Consider the following 23,580-nt stretch of genomic DNA (forward strand, 5'->3'; position numbering starts at 1 on the left):
GAGGAGCGAGGCGATGTCGGTTGATGCCGGTTTGACGCTGAATTTGGTTGCACAAAAGGGACTGCGATCGATCATCGATGCGCTGCTGGCTTCCAAGTGGCGCGCGCGCGACCATGGCTGGTGGTGCGTCCCGGCAGGCGAAGACGCCTCTGAGTGGCGTCTGGTGCAAGGGGCTGAGCGGACAGAGCTCGATGCGCTGGTTAAGGCGAAGATGCGCTCCGGCGAGGTGTTCGGCATCCGTCTCTTCTGGGAGGGCGACGACGTCGGCGGTGAGTTTCTGGTGTTCCCCAGCTGCGAGGTGGTATTCAGCCCGACGATGGACCGGGTCAAGTTGGGGCCGCGCACGACCGACGTTTCGTGGTACATCTCTCGAATACTGCCAGTATTTGCCGAGCGCGACGACGTCGACCTGGAGAGCTGGATCTGGCGCGAGACGGCTTGAGGGCTCCTATCCATGGGCCGCTCTCCGCCAAACGCCGGACCAGGCGATCTCGCGGCGCCGCGAACGTTGTCGTAGGGGCTGCGGGGATCTCGGACAGCCCGCCGCCCAGCTCGCACCGCCCGCCTCGCTGACCCCTCTGTGCGGCGAGCTGCGCTAGTGCTCTGACACGATTCTGTTGAACCAGTCGGACCCGAAAATTCGCTCGGCGTCGCGGACGGTGAACTTCCAGTTGATCTTGCGTCGAGCTCGGTCCGCAGCTGCGTTCCACTGTCGTACCCGAGCCCGGAGCGCCGCGAGCCTTGGGATGCGGTTGCGGCCGAGGCACTCCCTGGACACGAGGCTGGCTTCGATCTCCGCGGCGTTCAGCCAGCTCGCGTGCTTCGGCGTGTGGTGGAACTCGAAACGCGAGGCAAGCGCGTGGCCCCGCTCGGCCCCGAAGGCCTTGATGAGCGATGCAGGGGTGTGAGTGTTGAGGTTGTCCAGGACCAGATGAATCCGACACGCCCGCGGGTAGGCGCGGGCAATACGCTCGGCGGCGAGCGCGAAGGATGGACGCGTCCGGTCCTCCGTCGCGTGGGTGAGATGGCGCCCTGTCTTCGGCTCCACGATGCAGAAGATGTTGGCCGTTCCCCGGCGCACGTACTCGTAGTCGATGCGCCGCGGCTTTCCTGGGCGCATCGGCCTGTCGGGCCTTGCGTTGTCGTGCAGGACGACGGGGCGCTCATCGAGCGCTACGACCGGTTCGCTCGGGTCGTGGGGCCGGGCGTACAGCTCCAGCACGTCCTTCATCCGCTCGACGAACGGTTCGTCGATCTTGGGAACGCACCACATTTTTTTCCCGCCAGGGCTTGATGTCCTGGTCGGCGAGGGTCCTGCGTATGGTCTCTCGGCTGACCGAGCGAACGATCTTTCTGCGCTCGGCTTCGTCGGTGACCAGGGCAATGGTCCATCGCGCCCGCCCTTCGGGCGGCGGACCGCAGACCATCGCGATGAGCGCAGCCGTCTGCACACTGTCGAGGAGCTTGGAGCGGCGTCGCCGGGACTCCTCGCTCAGCGCGTGCTCGACGCCGCCCTCCAGGAAGCGGTTGGCGACACGCCGCACTTCGCGGCGGTAGGTTCCCGTCGCCTCCGCTGCCTGCGTGATCGTCCAGCCCTTGTCGAGCAGACGCAGCGCCTGGATCCGCCGTGCGACGAGCATGCCCAGCGGGCCCTCCCGCTCGCGTCGGCGCAGCGCCTGCTGGTCCTCCTGGCTGAGCTGGAGCCCCCTGAACCGGGACCTCGGCTGCTTTCGTTCTTCCCTCACGCCCACCCAGACGCACGAGCCGAGCGAAACGGATCGTCAAAACTGCGGGGCGGCACTAGGCGCGCTGCCAGGCCAGCTCTCTCGCCCGCCCGCCACCCATCTCGATATCTCTTCAGACTCCACTCCGCGCACCGCGCTCTTCAGATAGGTGATGTCCCAGCACCACACCTGATTGGGCCGTCTGGTGACAAACTCGCGAGGACGATGAGCGCTTGCCGGTCGAGCCGGATTGCGGTACGCCAGCAGCGATCGGATCAACTACATCGACTCGACCAGAATAGCCAAGTGGCGCGTTGCCCGGCGCATCGGCCAGTCGATCCTGCAATACAGTCGGCGGATAGCGCGCAGGGAGGCATTGTTTCTCCGAAAGATAGGCAATGACGTTGTCATGAAATCAAGTCGCGCGGCGCGAAAATTAGAAAACGACATTAGCAGAGAGCTGGGTGGCAACGGGAAGGCGGTCTGCGAGAGCCCGCATGGTCCCAAGCAGTCGCCGCATGCCCATGCACAGCACGGGGGGCCGCGCGATCGATTCCCGGGGCATACTTTCGTCGATCCGAAATTGCCTTCCGTCATGCCCATGGGGCCGACTGGCAAGGACGGTTCGCCTGCAGAACACAGCCTGCTTGACCTCCTCGCGGGCCCGATCATGTTGTTCCCTTCTTCGGGACCGCCTGACGCGTGAACTTTGGAGAATGGCCCACGAGCGCTTCGACGGAGCGCTCGCCAGCAGCCGCCAGAGCTATGACGTGCTGGGGCGCGTCGTTCGGACGACGCGGCCGGCCACGTCCGGAGAGACGGTGCAGGTCACTCGTTATAGCTACGACTCGCTCGACAGGCTCCTCGAGGAGCGGCGCCCGGATGGGAGCCGCGAGCACTACGAGCATTCGCTCCTCGAGACCACCTCCTTCGACGCCGAGGGGCGCGAGCACCGCACCAAGATCGATTGGGACGGGCGCCTGGTGTCCAGCACCCGGGTCGCGACGGAGGGGACCCAGACGCTGCGCTATTTCTACGAGCCGTTCGGCCTGCTCGGCAAGGTGATCAACGAGTCCAGCGGGAATCTGGTGCTCCTGGAGCAACGTTATGATCAGCGCGGCCGGCGGAGGTGGTACAAGGAGCCTGTGTCGGCGGCGACGACCGTCACATACAACGCGTTCGGTGAGGTGGTCACGCTCGCCGATTCACTGTCCACGCGCACGTTCGAGCGCGACGCGCTGGGACGTGTCGAGACGATCGTGGACGCAGATGGCGAGACCGAGTTCGTCTGGGATACGGCGGCGCACGGCGTCGGCCGGCTGGCCAGCTCTACCAGCCCGGACGGGGTTCAGAAAGCCTTTGCATACGACGGGCACGGGCGGCCCACGCGAACGACGTGGACCATCGACGGCAGCTCGTACGCCGTTGAGCAGACGTACGATTCCCTGGGGCGGGTGGACCTGCTAAAGTACCCCGTGGTGTCGGGAGCGACCGGGTTTTACGTGAAGCACCGCTACAACGTTCATGGCTACCTTCATGAGGTCGTCCGCCAGCACGGGCTCCGGGAGTTCACGATCTTTACTCCGATCTGGCGCATGAACAGCCGCAACAGCGACGATCTGCCGCTCTCCGTCCAGCTCGGCTCGACGGTCGAGACGACGTACGGCTACGAGCCGCTGACAGGGCGGCTGGATCGGGTTCAGACTCCTGGGGCGTACGATCTCGACTACGATTATTATCTGGATGGCCGCGTCAAGCGACGCTACGACAGACAGTCGAATCGGGACGAGTCGTTCGGGTATGACGCGCGCGAGCAGCTCAGGTGGTGGGAGCTGCAGACCAACACGACGTCGACGAGGACGGATTACTCGTACGACGCCCTGGGAAACGTCAAGGAGGTGTCCGTCGACGGCGCGCTTCGGGAGGAATACGTCTTCGGCCCGCCTTACAGACCGAGCGAGGTTCGGATCGGCGGCGCGGTGGCGGACACCCTCTCCTACGACGTTCGCGGTCGCCTGTTCAGCCGAGGTGGGCCACGCGCCCCGATGGGCGTGACGTTCACGGAGTTTGACTTGCCCAGGCTGGTCGTACGCGAGGGCGGGACGACCTCGTTCCGGTACGACGCCGGCGGCAAGCGTGTGATGAAGGTGGGCCCTTCGGAGACGGTATTGACGCTCGGTCGGCTGTACGAGCGGCGGACGGCGGGAGCGCAGACAACCCACGTCTTTCATGTATTCGCGGACGGCGACGAGGTGGCGCAGCAATTCGTTCACCCGGACGGAAGTTCAGAGCGCCGCTACGTGCAAAAGGACGCGCTCGGAAGCGTGGGCGTGGTGCTGCGCCCGGATGGCAGCGTGCTCTCGAGGAGCTTCTACGAGCCGTTCGGTGGGCGCATCGACGAGAACGGGGGGCCGCTCGCCGGTCTGCCCCTCGGGATCAGCGACGTGCGGACCGGTTTCACGGGGCACGAGCATGATGACGCGCTCGGCTGGGTCGATATGCAGGGGCGTGTCTACGATCCGAGCCTTCGTCGGTTCCTCACGTCCGATCCCGTCATCCCGTCGCCGCTGATGGTGCAAGGGTACAATCCCTACGCTTACGTCTTGAATGATCCCCTCAACCTGAGGGATCCGACGGGCTTCCAGCCGTGCGACGGGACGAACTGCACGCCGAACACGCCCGAGACGATCGCGCCGCCGCCGGGCGTCATCATCGATGGCGACGGCACGGGTACGAAGGAGGTGAACGTCTTCGAGGACGGTGAGGAGCCCCTCCCCGAAGACGATGGCGCCATCGAGGGCACCGGCGGCGACGGTGGAGCGGGTCCTGGCGGAGAAGGCGGGGAGGGCGGCCCCTCGTCGGACGGGGACAGAGGAACAGAATTTGGGTTCAGCGTCGGTCCGATGACGGCGGGGGACATTCGCCAGCTCACGCACGCCTGCCTCGATGGTTGTGGCTTCGCGCCGCCGCCGGTCGGCCCGGCGTGCGACGTCGCCAATGCCTGTCTCTACGCCGGGGAAGGGGACGCGGTGAACGTGACGATGAGCCTCTGGGCCGCCGCGCCTGGAGTCGGCGATGCCAGCAAGCTTTATTCCAGCGTGAAGCGTGCGGGACAGCTTGGGAAGGCTGGCAGGATGGCGGGGGCCGCAAGGGGGGAAGGTGGGCGCCTCGTCGGCCAGAAGGTATTCACGAATAGACACGGTCAGCTAACGAATGGCCGCTACACTCTCGACAGCGCGGGCATGGCCCCCCATACGACAGGTAGCCTTGCCCAAGGCAAGAGCCAGTTCCTTCATCGAGTGAACGAACGAGAGCTTGTCCTTGATGCCGCAGCTTACGCAGATGATGCAAACCTATGGGTCGGCAGCAAGGCAAAGATTGTTTTCGATGACTTCATCGGTGTGCATGCTGGGACAGGTCAGCGAACCAACGTTCTGAACCTCTACCGCACCGAGTCGGGTTTCGTTCACGGTGCGCCGGGGAGTCCACTATGAGGCAGGATCTCAGTCATTTCTTTCAGTGCGGGCTTGCGGCGTCTGCGACTTGGACGCACGAGAAAGTCAGCCAAGCGCTTCAAGCGCTGGCAGTGCGATGTCCAGGTTCCCGCGTGGATTGGGAGCCTGGCGACGAGGAGTGGGGCCGGGTCATCGATGTCGATGGCAATGTTGTAGGTCTTGTTTGCGCGCGTATCCCAATAGGCGCCGCTCGGGATGACCTGCCGAGTTCGGAGTTGCCGAGTTTCGTGGAATGGCTTCAATTCAAGTCGATGTACGAATCGCGCTATCAGATTGCGCCAGAGCTCCTTGAGGGCGTGTTCAAGCGGCAGATCTCGCGGAACGTCGACTATGCGTCGCTATCGCTGAACGATTTGTGGTGGGCGACGGTGTCCTGAGCCGCTCGGACCGATCTGTGCGTCGCTTCGTCGCTCGATGCCGACCAGATCCAACCCTGACGGGATTCTCGGTGTTCTGTCATCCAGTGCCTGGATCCTTGTGGACACTGATGAATTGAGAAATGGCTAGCCGTCAAGCCTGCGGGAACGTGGCGAAAACTTGTCACGCCCTGCCGAGGTCCCATGGCCGCCGTAGCGCCGGCCGCGCTGATTCTTTGCCACAGGGGAGGAGCAACAGTATACGCTTCCCTCGTTCGCTTGGTCGGGACACGTAGCGTCGAGCGTGCGGTCTGAGCGTCAGAAGGGGCACCGCCCACGCATCGCCATGGCCGTGGTCACTTGCGGCTTTCGCCGGCGTCCTCCGAGCCGGTCCAGCTCTCCTGATCTCCCACCCCACCAGGTCCTCACGGCTCCCCGTCTCCCTCCATTCACCCCGCGACCCCCACGCCCCGCCGAGGTGGCGGCGGATGCTCGCCCGCGCCCGGCGGGCGCAGAGGCGGGCCGCCATCTCGGTACACCCAAGCCGAGCCGCGACCTCGTCGCGGCTGCACCCCTCCTCGCGCATCAGCCGGCACGCCTCGACCTGGCGGGCCAGGAGCCCCCCGAGCACCTGCACGACCGCGCCCGCCATCCAGCGCGCGGCGAGCTCCTCGTCGGGCGGACCGCGGCGCGGACGGGCGCGGCGTCGTCCGGCGTGTCGGGTGCGCCGAGCCGCTCGCGCCGGGCGGAGCGCAGGTGCTCGATGAACAGGCGGCGTGCGATCGCCACCGCCCAGGGCGCCACGCTCGCGCCGCGCCGGTAGCTCGCGTGCGCTCGTGCGCGGGTCAGCCGACCCTGTGCTCGACGATCGGCGCCAGCGCCTGCTGGCGGAGCTCGAAGTTGAAATGCTGGAGCACCCAGCGCTCCGCGTCGGTCATGGACGAGAAGACCCTGACGGGATGCGGCGGCGGCTTCAGCCAGTTGAGCGCGGTCAGGATGCCGTTCACCAGGCTGGAATCGCCCACGATGCCGGACGCGAGCAGGTGCGCGCGCGACTGCCGCTCGTAGTCGACGTACATCTGCGCGACGGCTCGCCGCTGCACGGCGTTCGGCATGCTGCTGCCGCGCGTGTCGTTGATCAGGCCGAACGGCCCCGAGACGATGAGCTGGATCATGCCCCTCATCAGCACGTCCCAATCGTCCTGGGTGTACTGCTCGCCGGCCCGCATCACGACCAGCGGATAGCGCGAGCGATCCAGCTCAATCCCGCGCGCCAAGGCCGCCTCCGTCCCGACGAACGCCACGCTGGCCCGAAACGCGGATGGATTCGCACGAAAGGGCGGTCGCGGAGCATGCGGCGGTCATGTACGTCCCGGTCGGCTTAGGAAGGCGGCATTACAATGAAGAGCAAAGCGATCCGCGGCTGTCAATGACAAATCACGGCGCTGACCCGAGGTGACAAAAATCTCCTGCACGCCCGTGCTCTCCTGGACAGCCACGCTGTATTCATCAGTTCTGCGCGCCCCGGAGGGATCGTCGCGGAGGGCGGCCGGGACGCGGGCGCAAGTGGTCGAAATTGTTACGAAAACTTGGCTGTGTTCGGCGCTCCTTCGCCTCCTGTCTGCCTCCGCGTCGAGGGCGCCAGCGTCTCCGCCGGCGCCCTCGACGCGGAGGCAGAGCAGCGGACGTGGGACGGCGCCCTGTCACCCGCCGTCGTAGGGCCCCAGAAACACCGGCCCCGGCGCGAGCAGCTGAGTGCCGTCCATCAACCAGACCGCCGCCTGGTTCGTTCCTTTGGCGTACCAGAGCACGTCCGCCATGCCGTCGAAATTGCTGTCGGCGGCCGGGCGCGCTTCCCAGCCGCGGCCGAGGGGCCCCGGGATCACCGGTCCCGCCGCGAGCACCAGGGTGCCGCCCTCCATCAGCCAGACGGCCATCAGGTTGTGCTCTGTGTCGTTCCAGAGCACGTCCGCCATGCCGTCGGCGTCGTAGTCCTGCGCGGTGACGACGTGAAAGCCGGGGCCGAGCCCCGGGAGGATCGGCCCTGGTGCGAGCAGCTGAGCGCCGTCCATCAGCCAGACGGCTATCAGGCTCTGCTCTTCGTTGTCCCAGATCACGTCCGCCATGCCGTCGCGGTTGAAGTCGCGCGCGCTGCGCGCCACCCAGCCCTGGCCGAGCGGCCCCGGGATGATCGGCCCCGGCGCGAGCAGCTGCGGCCCATCCATCGTCCATGTTGTCATCACGTTCTGGTCTTTGTTGTTCCAGATCACATCCGCCATGCCGTCGCGGTTCAGATCGGAAACCGCGATCACCTTCCAGCCCTGGCCGAGCGGCCCCGGGATGATCGGCCCCGGCGAGAGCAGCTGGCTCCCTTCCATCAGCCATATGGCCACCAGGTTCTGGTCGATGTTGCGCCAGAGCACATCCGCCATGCCGTCGGAATTGAAGTCACCGGCATTGACGGCCTCCCAGCCCTGGCCGATCGGCCCCAGGATCACCGGCCCCGGCGCGACCAGCTGGGTCCCCTCCATCAGCCAGATCGCCGCCAGGCTCTTCTCGGGATGCTCCCAGAGCACATCCACCATCTCGTCGCGGCTGAAGTCATTCATACGAACGGCCTTCCACCCATACCTGCTCGCCCGCTGTGTCGCGCGTCCCAGGGACGACGCCGCCGGCTCAGCGGACCAGCGGTCGTGGTCCAGCTCGATGCCCGGCGCGCAGGCCGCCATGGGGTGGATCGCACCGATCGCGCACAGCGCAGCCCCTGTAGCCGCAGACCTCCTCACACTCGCCTCGCTTGCGCCTCGGGCGCGGGCGCAGACGCGGGCACGGGAGATCCGATCCGGTCCGCGACCCTGAGCACGCCGAGCACGTGCGCCGGCCGAGAGCAAGCGCAAGGCCATCGAGACCGTGGTGTGCGCCCGATCTCGGCGCAGTCACCACATGGTACCTCACCAGGCCATTCCCCGCTTCTTGCATCGACTACGTCATAGGTCTTCTCTGCTCATCGAGCAGGGCACCCTCCAGAGCGCAGGGCGCGCACCACGTCGGTTGATCTCGCTTCCGGCCACTGGTCGCCGCCTTCGGAAGAAAAGGGCTTTCGGGACACCGTGACGTCGAGGGAGACAATCCGTTCCTCGACCTGCTCACCGGATGAGCGGCTCGGTTCCGGGGCTCGCCGCCAGTCTGACTGCAATCAAGGAGATTGGATATGTCGATTCGTCACGTAGGTGTAGCATTCGTCATGGCGATGTCACTTGCTTCGCCTCTCTCCTGCGCGGGCCAGCGGGAGGCGCGCGACATGCGGGAGAGCGCGGACGGGAGCGGCGTGCAGGCCGAGGTCGGCGAGGCCCGTGCGGCCCTGTGTCAGGGGCAGGCGATCGTGAATGTGGTGGCTCTACCGGGGACGTACTACTGGGCGGATGATGCCCACCTGCTCACGAGCGCGGAGGGATTCGGTCCGCGCGCGCTCCAAGTCGCCGTGGCGACAAGCGTCGAGGCCTCGGTGAGCATCGAGACCAGCGTGACGCCCAACATTCCCGAGGTCCCGTCGAGCACGAATCTCGAGCCCTCATCGAGGACGCTGGGCAGCCGCGCCCCCACGGGTTTCCTGCCTCCATTGGGGATACCGGGCGGCGGCATTCCGTGGGGTCCGCAGCCCTCGTCGGGCACGCCGGGCGGCAACGCGATTTGGGGCTCGCAACCCTTCCCGGGCATGCCGGGTAGCGGCACGCCCTGGAGCAACCGGCCCAACCCCATGTTCGGTGGCGGCAACGGCAACGGTTCCTCGGGCTCCGAGCCGTCCTCGGGCACGGCGGGCGACGATGACGCGCCCTGGGACACCGATCCATCGGGCGTGCTCGGCGGCTGCACGCCGTCGATCAAGGAGATCTCCGAGGCGGTCGGATTCGACGTGGGCGAGAGCGTCGATCTGGAGGCGTCCACGACCTTTTTGGTCCCCACGGGCGCCTATGCGCGGGTTTCCGCCTACCCGGTCTTTCATAAATTCACCTGGGATATCGTCGGCGTCGTAGGCTCGGCCTGGGGAGGCGGCCCTATCAGCGTCATCATCGCCACCGGAAGCGCGCTCAGACCGACCGGTATCTATTTCGATACCTACCGCGCCTTTGACTTCGCCGCGATCGGCGGAGGGGTGGTCAGCCCGGGCCCGATCTGGGATCCCGGAGAGGGCGGTGGTGGCGCGGGCGGCGCTGGGGGTACGGGCGGTACCGGTGGCACGGGTGGCGCGGGCGGTGCCGGTGGCGCGGGTGGCGAAGGCGGTGCCGGTGGCGGCCAAGGTTGGTTCATCGATCCCGGCGATCAAAGCAGCCCTGGCGGCCAGGGCGGCGCGGGCGGATCGTAGGACAGTCAGCCTCGGCGCGACGACATCCGGGCGGCCTCCTGGCTCCTGCCCGGGACCAGGGACGGGCCGTCTCGCGGAAGGATGCCTGTCGCGGAGAGCGTCAGTTGAGGCCGGCGGCGACGCTGGCGAGGCCGACCGTGAGATGGACGGCGGTGACGCCGACGAGGGTGCGGTGGCGCGCGTAGAAGAGGCCGAAGAGGACGCTCGCGGCGAAGGAGATGACCGCGAAGGTCAGCGAGACATACAGGTGGAACACGCCGAAGAGCACCGAGGTGACCACGATGGGAGAGAGGCGTCCGGCGTCGGGCAGGAGCCGCTCGAGCGACGTCTGGATCACGCCCCGCGCGATGAACTCCTGGAGCAGGCAGTGCGGCCCATAACTCGCGAGGAAGATCGCGAACTCGAGGCGCGAGTACCCCGCGACTGAGCCCCAGTCGAGCCACGGCGCTCCGCGCAGGGCCGGCCCCGCGCGGAGCGCGAGGCACGCGGCGAAGGCCATGGCGGCGATGACGAGCGCTTCGCGGAGGCTATGCCGCGCGCCCGAGAGCGTCACGCCGAGCCGCGCGAGCGGCAGCGGCTGCCGCCGGACGAACCACCCGATCGGCACGAGGAGCACCAGCAAGAAGCCCCACGAATAACCCATCTGGAGCAGCGGCGGCAGATCGGCGCGGATGAGCTCCCGGACGAGCTGCGCGACGCCGAAGAGGGCGATGACGACGAAGAAGAACGCCGCGAGCTCCCGGCGCAGCTCCAGGGCGTCCCGACCGCCGCGGCGGAGGAGCTCGATCTCGAGGCGGAGCAGGTCGTGATCGGCGTCGCTCGCCACAGCCAGCCCAGCGCGCTCGGCCGAGCGATCGCGCCGACCGGTCGACGGGCGCGCGTCGCGGGCGGCGGAGCCGGCGAGGAAAGGAACATGGTGTGGGTCGATCACGTCGGAGGACGATTCGAGCAAGCTCATAAGAGTATCCCCATTGAACCAGCCATGATGTCACGCCTCGGGGCGAGCGATCAAGCGCCTGGAGGTTCGCCGTTGTAACAGCCAGCGCGGTTCACGTCGTTCACGTCGTTCACGTCGTTCACGTCGTTCACGTCGTTCGCGTTTGGGTTCGTTCACGTTGTTTACATCGCTGGCGTCGTTCGCGTCGTTCGCGTTGGTTACGTCTGGCTCCAGCGGCGGGCACCAGCTCGGCGCGGCGGGCACCGGGCCAGCGCGGCGGGCACCAGGCCCAGCCATTGGTTGCAGCTCTGCGAGCTTCGCGAGCTTTGCCATGGGCGCGCATGCCGCTATCAGAGAGGTCGTTCCTCCGAGCCCAGCGCGCTGCCACGGATGAGCGGGCGCCGAGCTGGGCGAGGACGGTACGACAGGGGGCAGACCACACCGTGCGGCTCGGGATCCGGCTTCAGCTCTTGTTCGCGCTTGGCGCGCTGCTCCTCCTGGCGTTCGTGCCGCTCTTCTTCGCCGTGGCGAGCCTCACGCGGGCCACGATGAGCGGCGCGCGCGCGTCGAGCGCCCGCGCGATCGGCCGCGCCATTGCCGGGCACGTGGCCGCGGCGCGGACGACCCGCTCCGCCCCGGAGCTCTCGCTCCTGCTCGAGGCGCAGCTCGGCCCGGACGGGGCGTCGGCGATCGGCGTCTACGACGCGGCGGGGGCGCTCTCGGACCGCGCCGGGGAGCCAGAGGTCGCGGCGGCGCTGCCGGCCTCGGTGGAAGCCGGCACGGAGGTGCTGAAGACGGTGCGGACGGCGCGCGGGGGCGCGCTCCTGGTGGTCGTCCCGGAGCCCGCGCGCGAGGCGGCGTCCGGCGCGGACCCCGCGCCCGCGACGTCGACGGGCTCCGTGGCCGTGCTGGTGCCGATCGACCCGTCGACGATGCCCGCCGCGCCGCTCGTGCGGACCGTGGCGCTCTACACGGGCATCGTGGCGCTGGCGCTGCTCGTGTTCGCGTACATCTCCATGACGCACCTCGTGGTGCGGCCGATCGACGCTGTGTCGCAGGCCGCGCGCCGCGTGGCCGGCGGGGCGCGCGACCTGGAAGTGCCGCGGGCCGGCGCGCGGGAGCTCGCGGAGCTCGGCGCGAGCCTCGCGCTCATGACGGGCCGCCTCCGCGCCGACGAGGAGTCGCTGCGGGCGAAGATCGCCGAGGTCGAGCGCTACGCGGCGGACCTGAAGAGCGCCCAGGAGCGGCTGGTCCGCTCGGAGCGGCTCGCGTCCGTGGGGCGCCTGGCGGCGGGGCTCGCGCACGAGATCGGCAACCCGCTCGCGGCGATCCTCGGCCTGCAGGATCTGCTGCTCGCCGGGGGCCTCACGCCTGCCGAGGAGCGCGATTTCGTCGAGCGGATGAAGCGGGAGACGGAGCGGATCCACAAGATCCTGCGCGATTTGCTCGACTTCGCCCGGCCCGCGGCGCGGGGCGCGGCGGAGGCCGGCGGCGATGGAGAGGCAGAGCACCTCCCCTCCGGGTCGGTCGCGGAGGCGATCGGCGACGTCGTCTCGCTCGTCGCGCCGCAGAAGGCGTTCCGCGCGATCGAGCTCACGCGGGACGTCGCGCCCGACGTGCCGGCCGTGCCGCTCGCGCACGGGCAGCTGGTGCAGGTGCTCCTGAACCTGCTCCTGAACGCGGCCGACGCGGTGCCGCGCGTCGGGGGGCGCGTGGCGGTGCGCGCGTCGCGGGGCGCGTGCGGGGGAGCGCGGATCGAGGTCGAGGACAACGGGCCGGGGATCGCGGAGGCGGTCCGAGAGACGCTGTTCGAGCCGTTCATCACGACCAAGGAGGTCGGCGAGGGGACGGGGCTCGGGCTCGCGGTGTGCCGGGGGCTCGTGGAGGCGGCTGGCGGGACGATCGGGGTCGAGCGAGGCGCGGACGGCGGGGCGCGGTTCGTGGTGCTGCTGCCGGGCGCAGCGCAGCGCGAGGCGAGCGAGCCGCCGTGAGACCGCGCTCGGTCGCGCCGGCTCGCGTCGGCCTGCGTCAGTTCACGTCCCGCCCCGTAGACGGCCAGGGGCGCTCGCCGCCGAGCTGATCGAGCTCCTTCCGAAGCTCGTCGGTCGGCGCGAGCACCTGCATCCGCTCGAGCACGCTGCGCAGCCGCGACGCGTCCGAGCGGCTCGAGTAGATCGACCGCAGGTTGTTCAGCATGCGCACGAGGATCTGCCGCTTCTGCGCGGGCACGAGCAGCCGCGGCTCCGGATCGCGCGTGGCGCCCGTGGCGCGGGTGTGCAGCGCGCGCAGGTCGTCCCGGCCGAGCAGGCGGCCCTCGAACGGGTCGATGAGCAGCACGCCGCCGCGGACCGGCGTCCTCACGAGGAAATGGCCCGGGAACGAGACGCCCTGGGCCTCGAGGCCCGCGCGCCAGCACACCTCGAGGAGCACGACGGCCAGCGTGATGGGGATGCCCGTCCGGCGATCCAGGACCTCGTGCAGGTAGCTGTTCTTCGGGTCGTAGTAGTCGCCGGAGTTCCCGTGGAACCCGAGGTCGCCGTAGAACCAGCGGAGCAGCTGCTCGATGGGGCCGCTGCCCGGCGTCGCCTCCGCGGCGCGCAGGGGGCGATCGACCGCGCGCCGCGCCTCGCCGCCGAGCCGGTCGAGCACGCCGAGGTAGTGCGGGATGTCTAGGCCCGGGTACGCGGCGTCGTCGATGAGGAGCGCCGCCTCGGCGAGGTCGAGCTCGTCCTCCGGTCTCCCGGCGATATGCGCAAAGAGCGTCAGACTCACCGGCGCGGCCATCGGACCGAGCGTAGCGCCACCCGACGGAGATGGTCTAGCGCCGCCCGCCGGAAGTCCCAGCCATGGCAGGCCGGACTTCTGCGCCGCTTCGCGGCGGCCTCGCGCGGGCGGCCCTGACTTTGTTTCCTCGGGGCTCCGCCCCGCTCCGCACCTCGGCGTCCGCTTCGCCTGGTTCCCGTGTGTCAGAAATTCCGCCAGGGACTGTCTCGCGGCGCTCGCCTGCACCCTGGGCCGCGCCGTCACTCTCGGGGATGAGGTGGGCCCGGGTCGTTCACGAGGCGGTCGGTCGCCTGCTCGGGCTGTCGGTGGCGCCGGAGGGGTGAGCAAGCTTGGGCCGAACGTCGAGCCCGCCGCGGGTAGACACGCCCATGCGCCGCCTCTGCGACCACCGTCCGGGAGCAGGCGACCCGTCCCACGGCGGCCCCAACGTCTCTTCAGTCGCTGCATGGCTGTGACGTCACGGACCGAGCGTGACATGTCACGGACCGAGCGTGACATGTCACGGCCCGAGCGTGACATGTCACGCTCGCCGATCGGACGCAGGGGTGGAGCGCTGGTCCTGGCGCATCCAGCAACGAGCCCAGATCGGCCGGATCTGCCGCCTGTCTGCGCCCCAGAGACCTGAGCCGAGCGGTGGGAGAGGCAAGCGGGTCAATCCTCTCCTCTGGTATGCAATTTGCCGCAGACGGATCCCGACAAGGCTCTGAACCTGAGGTCAAACCTGCCGCCATCACGGACGGCGCCGGAGCTCCTGCACCGCGCACGACGGGGAGCCCTGGGCAGTCGCTGGCGCCGATCGTGAGGCGACGATCGGTGTCGGAGTCGGGTGGCAGGCGCGCCTGAAGAGCTTCGTTCAAGGGAGTTACTTATGAGAACGTATGACCATCCACCGAGCGAAGCCCGGTGGCTCTCGCGTTATATACGCCTGCACCGGCGAAGATCTTTCCTGTTGATGAGCGGCATCCTTCTCAGCGCAACGGCCACGGGCGTCTCCTGCAGCTCGAACGCTCCGGACGAGGCGCCGTACGGCGAGGCGAAGCTCGCCGCGGAGGGTGATGAGCCGACCTGCGTCACGATCCAGCGCGGGACAGCCGGCGCGGTCGAGGACTTGACGATCTGGGAGAACTTCCCGACCTGGAATGACAACACGGTGTCCGTCCGAACGGGCACGCTGGGCACATTCGGCGTTCGCCACGGCGTCTTCAAGTTCGATCTCTCGCCGGTGCCCGCTGGAGCAACGGTGGTCTCCTCGACCCTGCGCTTGCGCCAGATCTACCGGGATGATGTCAACTCCAGCACCATCAATATCCACCGGATCACGTCGGCGTGGTCCGAGGCGACGGCGACCTGGTCGAGCATGGGAAATGGCAGCGTCTTCGACGCGGCCATCGCGTCGTCGTTCCAGTCGCTCCCCGGCTCGGGGATGCGGTCGGCGGACTTGACGGCGCTCACGGCGGCATGGCTCGCGGGCTCTGTCCCGAACCACGGTATCCTGCTGGAGGAGGCGCCGGTCCTCACGACCGAGTTCCGCAGCAGCGAGGAGCCGCAGATCGCCCAGCGTCCGAGCCTGGAGGTCTGTTATACGGACTCGCCGAGCTGCACCGGCACGCTCGATGACGGCGACGCGTGCACGACCGATACATGTGACCCGGTGCTCGGCATCATGCACACGCACATCGCGACCGACGACGGCGATCCGAGCACGATCGACACGTGTAACCCTGCGACCGGCGCGGTGACGCACGTGGCCTGTCCAGCGCAGGACCCGACCGTGGCCACGCGGCTCATCGACGCCGTGGGCTGCATCTACCAGGGGCCGAACGCGCCGCAGACGGGCGTGACAGCGACGATCGATCCGGCCTCGGTGGCGGTGGTGAAGGGCAAGGTGGCGACGCGCGCGGGCGCGCCCATCTCGGGCGTCGAGGTGAGCGTGCTGCACCACGGCGCGGGAGACGCGGATAGCTATGGGCAGGTGCTCACGCGCGCGGACGGGGCGTTCGAGCTCGTCGTGCGGGGCGGCAAGCCGCTCACGGTGAAGTACGAGAAGGCCGGCTATCTGCCGGTGCAGCGGCAGGTGGGGACGCAGTGGCAGCACTGGTCGGATGCGCCCGACGTGGTGATGGTCGAGAGCGACCCGGTGGTGACGCCCGTCGCGCTCGGAAGCACGACGGAGGTGCAGGCGGCTCGCGGGAGCGTGCAGTCGGACGAGAGCGGCGTGCGGCAGGCGACGCTGCTGTTCCCTCCGGGCACCACGGGGACGATGACCGTGCCGGACCCGAACGGCCCGCCGGGCGCGACGACGACGGTGGCGCTCCCAGCCGAGGTGCACGTGCGCGCGACCGAGTACACGGTCGGTCCGAACGGCCCCAAGGCGATGCCGGGGACCTTGCCGCCGACCAGCGGGTACACGTATGCGGTGGAGCTCGGGCTGGATGAGGCGGTGGTCGCCGGGGCGACGACTGTCGAGTTCAACCAGCCTGTTCCGTTCTACGTCGAGAACTTCCTCGACTTCCCTGTCGGGATGGCCGTGCCCCTCGGCTATTACAATGCGCAGAAGGGCGTCTGGATTCCAGAGGACGACGGCCGCATCATCGAGATCCTCGATGTGAGCGGCGGGGTCGCCTCGGTCGATGTCGACGGCGACGGCGTGGCCGACGGCGCGAGCGCCCTGGGCGAGCTGGGGATCAGCGAAGACGAGCTGGAAGAGCTGGCCCTCTTGTACACGGCGGGGACGAGCCTCTGGCGGGTTCAGGTCGCGCACTTCTCCGCGTGGGATGCCAACTGGCCATTTGGTCCGCCCGGCGGCGCAGGCGGCCCTCCAGGCGGCCCGGGCGGGGGCGGGGCCCCGGGCGGGAATCCGGACGGCCCATGCCAGGAGTCTGGCTCGATCATCGAGTGCGAGAACCAGGTGCTCGGCGAACGATTCCCCGTGAGCGGCACGCCGTTCGAGCTGCGCTACCAGAGCGATCGAACCGTGGGGCGCAGAGAGGGCTATCGTCTCCCGATCCCGCTTACGGAGGCGACGGTGCCTTCGCCGCTCAAGAGGATCGAGGTCTCCGTGGCCGTCGCGGGGCGAACATTCCCAACGAGCTTCGAGTGCCCCTGCGCGCCCAACCAGGAGCACATCTTCGAGTGGGATGGCAAGGACGCGTTCGGGCGCGTGGTCGTCGGAAAACTGCCTGTCACCGTGGACATCGGGTATGTGTACGACGGGGCTTACGCGGTGCCGGCGTCGACGGCGAACGGGCGCTCGTTTGCCGTTGCTTCGGACGTGTTCATCACGGGGAGCTTTTCGCGGCAAGAAGTCACGCTGAATCGCCGCTGGGAGAGCACCCTCGGGAGAGCCGGGATCAACGGCTCCGACGCGCTCGGAAACCTGAGCCTCAGCGAGCACCACTCCTACGATCCCAATACAGCCATCCTCTACCGAGGCGACGGCGGGCGGCGCACCGGTAAGACCTTGCCGAGCAGCCTGCACCGGGTGGCGGGCGAGATCCCTGCGAGCAGCGCCGCTTCCGCCGACGGCGTCAACGCCGCTTCGGCGTACATCGGCGTCCCGGAGGGCGTCGCGGTCGGGGCCGATGGGAGCATCTACTATTCCGAACCGTGGACAGAGCGCGTCCGGAAGATCGCCCCCAATGGGCTCGTCAGCACCGTCGCCGGCGTCTACAACCAGGCGGGGTACAACGGAGACAGTCGGCCTGCTGCGGGAGCAACCGTGCGTACTCCACGCAATCTCGTGATCGGGCCAGATGGAAGCATCTCCTTCTATGAGCTGAACGGTCGTCGGATCCGGCGCATCTCCCCCGACGGCATCATCTCCACCATTGCTGGAAATGGTATTGATTCCAGTAACAGTCCTGCTCCTCTGGACGGCACGCCCGCGACGTCCGGCAGCCTCGGTGGCGGTGTGAACTCCATCGCCGTTGGTCCGGACGGTAGCCTGTACTTCGCGCTGAACAACCGTGTCCGGAAGGTGACCCCGGATGGGATCATCACCACCGTGGCAGGAACGGGAGCGAGCGGAAACTCCGTTGATGGCACTCCGGCAACCGACGCCCAGTTCGTCTGGATCACCGCCGTCGCCGCGGGGCCTGACGGGAGCTTCTATCTCGCCGAATCCGTCGGTGCGGTCGGCGCGAACGGAAACCGTATTCGGCGCGTCGGTCCCAACGGAATCCTGACCACGGTCGCGGGCGGGGTCCGTGGTTACAGCGCTCCGACGGGCGATGGGCAGCCGGCGACGTCGGCGGACCCCGGATCCGTGAAAGCGTTCGCGCTCGGGCCCGACGGCAGCATCTACTTCACAACGCAGCAGCTGGGCGACGGCGACTACCCGCGCCTGCGCCGCGTCGCGCCGGACGGCATCATCACGACGCTCGCGGGCGCTACCGCGCTCCGTCCATCGGCGTGCTTCACCGCGCACTGCGGGCTCAACGGGCCAGCGACCAAGGTCTGGCTCCTCAGGACGAACGGCCTGGCCCTGACGCCGAGCGGGGACATCATCATCGCCGACGGCTATACGTCGACGAACGGTATGCTCCTCCGTATGAAGGCGCCGCTCCCGGGCCTGGCCACCGGAGACTTCGTCGTGGCGAGCGACGATGGCAAGGAGGCTTACGTGTTCAACGACAGGGGGCGCCACCTCGCCACGAAGGACGCTCTCCTCGGGGTTGATCGCTACCAGTTCGGCTATGACGCCGCCGGGAGACTGACGACGATCACCGGTGTCAACAACCAGGTGACGACCATCCATCGCGACGCGGCCGGCGCGCCGACCAGCATCGTGGCGCCCACCGGGCAGACAACGACGCTCGAGCTGGACGCCGAGGGGTATCTCTGGAGGGTGACCAACCCCGCGAGTGAGACAACGACGCTGGAGTACCATCCGGGCACGGGCCTGCTCAGCGCCTTGATCGACCCGCTCGCGCGCCGTCATGAGTTCGACTACGACGCAGATGGCCGCCTCACGAGAGATACCAACCCGGCGGGCGGCTTCAAGGAGCTCAGCCCGACGCCCACGTCGTCAGGCCACAATGTCACGATCACGACGGCGATGGGGCGGGTTCGATCCCATCTGCTCGAGTCGCGCTCGGACGGGGGGAAGCGGCGCGTCCATACCGGATTCGACGGCCTGTCGACCGTCGTGGAGATCGGTCCGAACAGCACCGTGAGCATGACGAGGCCAGACGGCACCGTCGTTTCTACGGAGGCGAGCGGCGACGCGCGCTTCGGGATGCAGTCGCCGATCGTCGGCAAGGAGACCACGGTCACGCCCCTCGGGCGGACGAAGCAGGTCACCCGATCGCGCTCGGTGGTCCTCGCAGCGCCGGAGAACCCCCTGAACATCACCTCGGCGACCAATCTCCTGAGCGTCAACGGAGACACGTTCTCCGAGGTGTTCGACAAGGCCACGCGGACGATCGTCGGCACATCCCCGGAAGGCCGCCAGTCCACCATCACGCTCACGGCGGATGGGCAGGTCCAACGCCTCGAGACGCCTGGAGTCCTGCCGATCGATATGGCGTATTATTCGGACGGCCGACTGCACACCAGAACTCAGGGCTCCAGGACCTGGACCTATACGTACGAGGACAACGGCTGGCTCACGACAGCGACGGATCCGCTGCTCCAGACGACCTCGTTCCTTCACGACCCGGTGGGGCGGGTCACGCAGGTGACAAGGGCTGACAGCGAGATCCTCGCCACCAGCTACCATCCCGGCGGGAAAATTCATACGGTGACGCCGCCGGGGCGGACAGCGCACACGTTCAGCTATACCTCGACCGATCGGCTCGACGGCTATCTGGCTCCGGCCGCCGGAGGCGATCCCACGGCGAGCTCCTGGTCCCATGATCTGGACGGCCTGCTCACGAGCTCGGCGCGCCCTGGAGAGCCTGCCACGACGTTCACCCGGGACCCGTCGACGGGCCGTCTCACTCAGGTGGCCTTGCCGCTGGGGATGGGCACGCTGAGCTACAGCTACAATCCGACGACAGGCAAAGTAGCGAGCGTCACCGGCCCTGCGGGGATCTCGCTCGCCTACGGCTACGACGGCGCGCTGCTGAGGAGCCGAACGTGGACAGGCACCGGGTTCGGCGGCGGCTCGCGCACCGTGCAGTGGATCTACAACAACGACTTCCGCATCCAGAGCGAGACGGTCAACGGCGGCGCGGCGCTCAGCTTTGATTATGACGACGACGGGCGCCTCACTCAGGTGGGTGGGCTCACCCTGTCCAATCATCCTCAGAGCGGCCTGTACACCGGGAGCAGCATCGGGGTCGTGAGCGATACGATCGCGCACGATTCCTATGGAAGCGTGCAGACGTACGTCGCGCAGGCGGGCAGCTCGGCGCTGTTCGACGTCACGTACACGCCAGACGCCCGCGGGCGTATCGACACACGGACAGAGACGCTGCTCGGACAGACGCACACCTACGAGTATGAGTACGACCTCGCCGGCCGGCTCACGGACGTGTACCGCGATGGAGTGCTCGCGGCCCACTACGACTATGATCCGAACGGAAATCGCCTGGCGAGAACGTCGCCGGCAGGTACGGAGAGCGGGACCTATGATGATCAGGACCGGATCCTGACGTACGGGACCAAGACGTACGACGTGAGCCCGGCGGGGGACGTGACGAGCGTGACCGATACGGCCACGGGAGATACGATGACGCTCGCTTACGACGCGCGTGGCAACCTGCGACAGGTGGAGCTTCCCGACGGCACGGATATCGACTACCTGGTCGACGGCGAGGGGCATCGCGTGTGGAAGCGGGTGAACGGGGCGAACGTGCAGGGATTCCTCTACCGGAGCGAGCTCCAGCCCGCGGCGGAGCTCGACGGGGCGGGGAACGTGGTGGCGCGCTTCGTCTATGGGCAGGAACGGAACGTGCCGGATCTGATGATCAAGGGCGGCGTCACGTACCGCATTCTGACGGACCACCTCGGCAGCCCGCGGCTCGTGGTGAACACCGCGACCGGTGCGGTGGCCCAGCGGATGGACTTTGACGAGTTCGGCCGCGTGCTCTCCGACACGAACCCCGGCTTCCAGCCCTTCGGGTTCGCCGGTGGGCTCTACGACCGCGATACCGGGCTGGTGAGGTTCGGGGCCCGAGACTATGACGCCGAGACGGGAAGGTGGACGACCAAGGACCCCATTGGGTTCAATGGCGGGGACGCGCTGCTCTATGCGTACGCAGGGAACGACCCGATCAACCGCGTCGATCCGCAGGGTAAAGCATCGCCGTGTTCGCTCATGAAAGACATTTATGTTTTGGGGCTCGGGTATTACTGCGCGCAGTTGAAGGAACCGAGATTGATGCTCATCTGTGGCGGCCTGGCGATCCTGGCGGGCTTTGGATTCGAGAATTGGTGCGAACCGCCGCCGCCGCCGCCACCGCCGGCTCCGCCGCCGCCGCCGCCGCCAGGTCCGGGTCCTGATCCGGATCCCAATCCGGATCCTGGTCCGGATCCTGGTCCGGATTCTGGTCCAGAGCCTTGTAATCCGGAGATTGAGTGCTGCGATTAGGATTTGGACCCCTGTTACGGTATGAAGACCCGCTATCAAATCTGGTCCAACGTCAGGGTTGTGGCGATATTGGTCCTGGGTATTGCCGTCTATGAGGAGGGACGTTCGTTGTCAGGACCATCGTCCGATCTGGCGCTGCTGATCGGCGCCCTCGGCGTCTACGTTGCCGTGGCATCTCTGGGCTGGCTTGCTTTCGGAGCGAGCGGCTCAGGGAAGAAGGTGGGTCTTGGGCTCCTGGCGGCGGTTGGCGCGGGCGTTGCAATCGGCGCTGCGTCGATGCAAGGGGACTTCGCGCGGCGCATTGCCGCAATGCTGTGCATGTCCGCGATGCCGCTCTCGATCGTCGGCGCTTACCTCGAGAGGCGCCGCCGTCATCAGGCCGAGAACCGGGGACGTCCGCCAACGCCGTGAGCGGTCGTCGGGCGGGCGCTCCCTCCCCAGCGATGGGGCGCCCTCCCGACCGACGGCGCCCTCAGCCGCGCTCTCTCCTCACGCGAACGCGTCGCGCCGCCCTCACGTGAACGCGCCGCGGTCCGCGCCGACCGACACCACATCCACCACCACGCCCGCCTCCTTCCTCAAGCTCCGGCGCCGTCCGTGATGGCGAGAGGACGGACCTCAGGATCCGAGCGAACTCTCTCCGCAAGTTCGGGCGCCGCGCCCGGACCCGAAGCTGCTGGGGCGGCGTTGACGAGGTCGGTGCCTTAAGCCGCGCCGTTGTCCCGGGCGCCGTCGTCGAGCCACGCGTCGATGCGGACCCCGACCAGGTTGCGCTTCTCCATCGCCGCCAGGATGCGCGGGAGCGCCAGGGGCCCCGCGGGCGCGTGGTCGTCGCGCTCGGCCGCGTCGTGGAGCAGCACGATGGCCCCGTCGCGGAGCCCCGGGATGATCCGCGCCGCCACCCGCCCGGGGTCCGCCCCGGCAAGGCCGTCGAACCCCCGCGCCGACCAGCCAATTACGTCGAGGTCGAGCGCGTCCACCACGCGGGCGATGCGCGGGCTCGTGTGGCCGACCGGCGGCCTGAAGAAAGTGGGGCGGGCGCCGGTGATCCGCTCGATGACGTCGAGCCCCTGACGGAGGTCGCGCTCGACCCGGCGGGCCGAGCGCAGCGAGAAGAGTCGGTCGTGCGCGTGGCTGTGCAGGCCGATGGCGTGGCCCCGCGCCGCGATCTCGCGGACGAGCTCCGGGTGGGCCTCGGCCTTGCGGCCGATGACGAAGAACGTCGCCTTCACGCCCGCCTCGTCGAGGAGCGCGAGGACCGCCGGCGTGTGCTCGGGGCTCGGCCCGTCGTCGAACGTCAGCGCCACGCCCCGCGCGCCGGGCGGGCCGCGCTTCACGACGTCGACGAACATGCCGAGCCCGAGGAAGAAGACCCCGCACAGGACGAGCGCGACGTAGCCGGTGATGGCCGCGCCTGCGACCGCGATGGGCACCGGCGCGACGAGCAGCGAGCGCGCGACCAGCGCGAGCGCGCCGAGCGACGTTGCGTAGAGGAGGGCCCGCGCGAACGGCACCGGCTACTTCTTCGCGCGCTTCTTCTCGGGCTCGACCTCGAACTCGTCGTCGAGCTCGTCCGCCGCGGCGGAGGCGGCGATGCGCTTGTTGTTGCCCCCGGCCGCCGCCTTCACCGCCGGCTTCGCGCCCGGCTTCTCCTCGTCCGAGGGGTCGTTGTCGGCCTCGTAGAAGCCGCCGAGCAGCGCGGCGATCGCGGCGAGCGACGTGACCGCCAGGCCGCCGAACGTCCCGGTGCCCCCCGCGGCCTCGCCGAGCGACAGGTTCGCGCCTCCGAGCTCGCCGAGCGGCAGCGGCACCGGCGCCGTGAGCCACCTGCGCGCGGCGTACATCAGGCCAGCGCCGAGCAGCGCCCCGGCGAAGGCCTTCATCCCCGCCTCGATCTTCGCGTCCTTCGCCCAGATGGGCTTGCCCGCGACCAGCCCCACGAGGACCCCGGCGAGCGCCGCGGCCAGGTAGGCGACGATCGCCACGGGCGCGGCGAAGCCGAGCTTCGCCAGAGCGAAGCCCAGCAGGCCCCCCACGATGAGCCCCTTCACAACCCCGAGGATCAGGCGACCCAGCATCAGCTCCATCCTTGGCACGACGCGGGGCGCCGTTCAACATCGCGCGGCGCCATGGCGCCGTTGAAACTGGCGCGGCGCCATTGAACATGGCGCGGCGTGGTCGCGTGTGGCCGCGCTCCCCGCACTCCCCGTACGGCTGCGTCGTTCAGCATGGCGCGGCGCGGGGAGCGCGACCGCGCCGCGCTCCCTGTGGTAGACGGCCCCCACCGCCCGGGTAGCCCGCTCCTCCTCGACAACGCGCTCGGCCCTGCCGCGCGCCGCGCCCCTCGCCGCAGCCTGACCCCGGGCT

At 68.5% G+C, this 23,580-nt stretch carries 16 protein-coding genes; 8 read left to right on the top strand and 8 right to left on the bottom strand.

The genetic code is table 11. From position 1 onward, the window contains the following. Positions 1-13 precede the first annotated feature (13 nt). Positions 14-442, top strand: coding sequence for a hypothetical protein (locus tag WME79_RS45715; protein ID WP_437528480.1), 429 nt, complete (start codon positions 14-16; stop codon positions 440-442). 153 nt (positions 443-595) lie between these two features. Here the strand turns inward: WME79_RS45715 and WME79_RS45720 are convergent, their stop codons facing one another. Both WME79_RS45720 and WME79_RS45725 read right to left on the bottom strand, forming a co-directional pair. Continuing rightward, entirely contained in the window at positions 596-1,231 is a 636-nt protein-coding gene (locus WME79_RS45720) for an IS630 family transposase (RefSeq protein ID WP_437526466.1), read from the bottom strand. Next, entirely contained in the window at positions 1,164-1,640 is a 477-nt protein-coding gene (locus tag WME79_RS45725) for a helix-turn-helix domain-containing protein (protein WP_437526469.1), read from the bottom strand. The genes WME79_RS45720 and WME79_RS45725 overlap by 68 nt, the downstream gene beginning before the upstream one ends. A 334-nt stretch (positions 1,641-1,974) precedes the next feature. Between WME79_RS45725 and WME79_RS45730 the strand changes: the two genes are divergently transcribed. From WME79_RS45730 to WME79_RS45740, 3 genes are all read left to right on the top strand, one after another. Next, the gene (locus WME79_RS45730) at positions 1,975-2,430 is read left to right on the top strand and encodes a hypothetical protein (protein ID WP_437528481.1); all 456 of its coding nucleotides are present in this window, start codon (positions 1,975-1,977) and stop codon (positions 2,428-2,430) included. A gap of 10 nt (positions 2,431-2,440) precedes the next feature. Continuing rightward, entirely contained in the window at positions 2,441-5,218 is a 2,778-nt protein-coding gene (locus WME79_RS45735; RefSeq protein ID WP_437528482.1) for an RHS repeat-associated core domain-containing protein, read from the top strand. A 113-nt stretch (positions 5,219-5,331) separates the two neighbouring features. Next, on the top strand, positions 5,332-5,616 hold the full coding sequence (locus WME79_RS45740; protein WP_437528483.1) for a hypothetical protein: 285 nt from the start codon (positions 5,332-5,334) through the stop codon (positions 5,614-5,616). Between the two features lie 824 nt (positions 5,617-6,440). Here WME79_RS45740 and WME79_RS45745 read toward each other — a convergent pair. Then, positions 6,441-6,872 carry a hypothetical protein gene (locus WME79_RS45745; protein WP_437528484.1) on the bottom strand — a complete coding sequence of 144 codons (432 nt, stop codon included), beginning with the start codon at positions 6,870-6,872 and terminating at the stop codon, positions 6,441-6,443. A 426-nt stretch (positions 6,873-7,298) separates the two neighbouring features. After that, positions 7,299-8,204: an FG-GAP repeat domain-containing protein gene (locus tag WME79_RS45750; RefSeq protein WP_437528485.1), complete on the bottom strand. Its 906-nt coding sequence runs from the start codon at positions 8,202-8,204 to the stop codon at positions 7,299-7,301. 692 nt (positions 8,205-8,896) lie between these two features. On the opposite strand from WME79_RS45750, the gene WME79_RS45755 reads away from it, so the two are divergent. Next, on the top strand, positions 8,897-9,958 hold the full coding sequence (locus WME79_RS45755; protein ID WP_437528486.1) for a hypothetical protein: 1,062 nt from the start codon (positions 8,897-8,899) through the stop codon (positions 9,956-9,958). Positions 9,959-10,058: 100 nt separating this feature from the next. Here WME79_RS45755 and WME79_RS45760 read toward each other — a convergent pair whose 3' ends face one another. Continuing rightward, a complete protein-coding gene (locus tag WME79_RS45760; protein ID WP_437528487.1) occupies positions 10,059-10,916 on the bottom strand; it encodes a CPBP family intramembrane glutamic endopeptidase in 858 nt (285 codons plus the stop codon). Positions 10,917-11,338: 422 nt separating this feature from the next. Here WME79_RS45760 and WME79_RS45765 point away from each other — a divergent pair, with 422 nt between their 5' ends. Continuing rightward, on the top strand, positions 11,339-12,886 hold the full coding sequence (locus WME79_RS45765) for an ATP-binding protein (protein WP_437528488.1): 1,548 nt from the start codon (positions 11,339-11,341) through the stop codon (positions 12,884-12,886). A 37-nt stretch (positions 12,887-12,923) separates the two neighbouring features. Here the strand turns inward: WME79_RS45765 and WME79_RS45770 are convergent, their stop codons facing one another. After that, positions 12,924-13,679 (bottom strand): SirB1 family protein, encoded by a 756-nt coding sequence (locus tag WME79_RS45770; protein ID WP_437528489.1) that lies wholly within the window; start codon positions 13,677-13,679, stop codon positions 12,924-12,926. A gap of 952 nt (positions 13,680-14,631) precedes the next feature. Between WME79_RS45770 and WME79_RS45775 the strand changes: the two genes are divergently transcribed. Beyond that, entirely contained in the window at positions 14,632-21,213 is a 6,582-nt protein-coding gene (locus WME79_RS45775; protein WP_437528490.1) for a DNRLRE domain-containing protein, read from the top strand. Positions 21,214-21,234: 21 nt separating this feature from the next. After that, positions 21,235-21,624: a hypothetical protein gene (locus tag WME79_RS45780; protein WP_437528491.1), complete on the top strand. Its 390-nt coding sequence runs from the start codon at positions 21,235-21,237 to the stop codon at positions 21,622-21,624. A 293-nt stretch (positions 21,625-21,917) separates the two neighbouring features. On the opposite strand, the gene WME79_RS45785 is transcribed toward WME79_RS45780, so the two are convergent. Together WME79_RS45785 and WME79_RS45790 are read right to left on the bottom strand one after the other, a co-directional pair. After that, the gene (locus WME79_RS45785; RefSeq protein WP_437528492.1) at positions 21,918-22,727 is read right to left on the bottom strand and encodes a polysaccharide deacetylase family protein; all 810 of its coding nucleotides are present in this window, start codon (positions 22,725-22,727) and stop codon (positions 21,918-21,920) included. A 3-nt stretch (positions 22,728-22,730) separates the two neighbouring features. Next, positions 22,731-23,291 (bottom strand): hypothetical protein, encoded by a 561-nt coding sequence (locus tag WME79_RS45790; protein WP_437528493.1) that lies wholly within the window; start codon positions 23,289-23,291, stop codon positions 22,731-22,733. Between the last annotated feature and the right edge of the window lie 289 nt (positions 23,292-23,580).

The sequence above is a fragment of the Sorangium sp. So ce726 genome, from assembly GCF_051521405.1.
Taxonomy (GTDB): domain Bacteria; phylum Myxococcota_A; class Polyangia; order Polyangiales; family Polyangiaceae; genus Sorangium.

Bases quoted from the DNA above. Each gene is read 5' to 3' on its own strand.
- WME79_RS45780 (WP_437528491.1), top strand. From the start codon at position 21,235: ATGAAGACCCGCTATCAAATCTGGTCCAACGTCAGGGTTGTGGCGATA.
- WME79_RS45715 (WP_437528480.1), top strand. From the start codon at position 14: ATGTCGGTTGATGCCGGTTTGACGCTGAATTTGGTTGCACAAAAGGGA.
- WME79_RS45725 (WP_437526469.1), bottom strand. From the start codon at position 1,640: ATGCTCGTCGCACGGCGGATCCAGGCGCTGCGTCTGCTCGACAAGGGC.
- WME79_RS45775 (WP_437528490.1), top strand. From the start codon at position 14,632: ATGAGCGGCATCCTTCTCAGCGCAACGGCCACGGGCGTCTCCTGCAGC.
- WME79_RS45735 (WP_437528482.1), top strand. From the start codon at position 2,441: ATGGCCCACGAGCGCTTCGACGGAGCGCTCGCCAGCAGCCGCCAGAGC.
- WME79_RS45790 (WP_437528493.1), bottom strand. From the start codon at position 23,291: ATGCTGGGTCGCCTGATCCTCGGGGTTGTGAAGGGGCTCATCGTGGGG.
- WME79_RS45720 (WP_437526466.1), bottom strand. From the start codon at position 1,231: ATGAAGGACGTGCTGGAGCTGTACGCCCGGCCCCACGACCCGAGCGAA.
- WME79_RS45770 (WP_437528489.1), bottom strand. From the start codon at position 13,679: ATGGCCGCGCCGGTGAGTCTGACGCTCTTTGCGCATATCGCCGGGAGA.
- WME79_RS45750 (WP_437528485.1), bottom strand. From the start codon at position 8,204: ATGAATGACTTCAGCCGCGACGAGATGGTGGATGTGCTCTGGGAGCAT.
- WME79_RS45760 (WP_437528487.1), bottom strand. From the start codon at position 10,916: ATGAGCTTGCTCGAATCGTCCTCCGACGTGATCGACCCACACCATGTT.
- WME79_RS45755 (WP_437528486.1), top strand. From the start codon at position 8,897: ATGCGGGAGAGCGCGGACGGGAGCGGCGTGCAGGCCGAGGTCGGCGAG.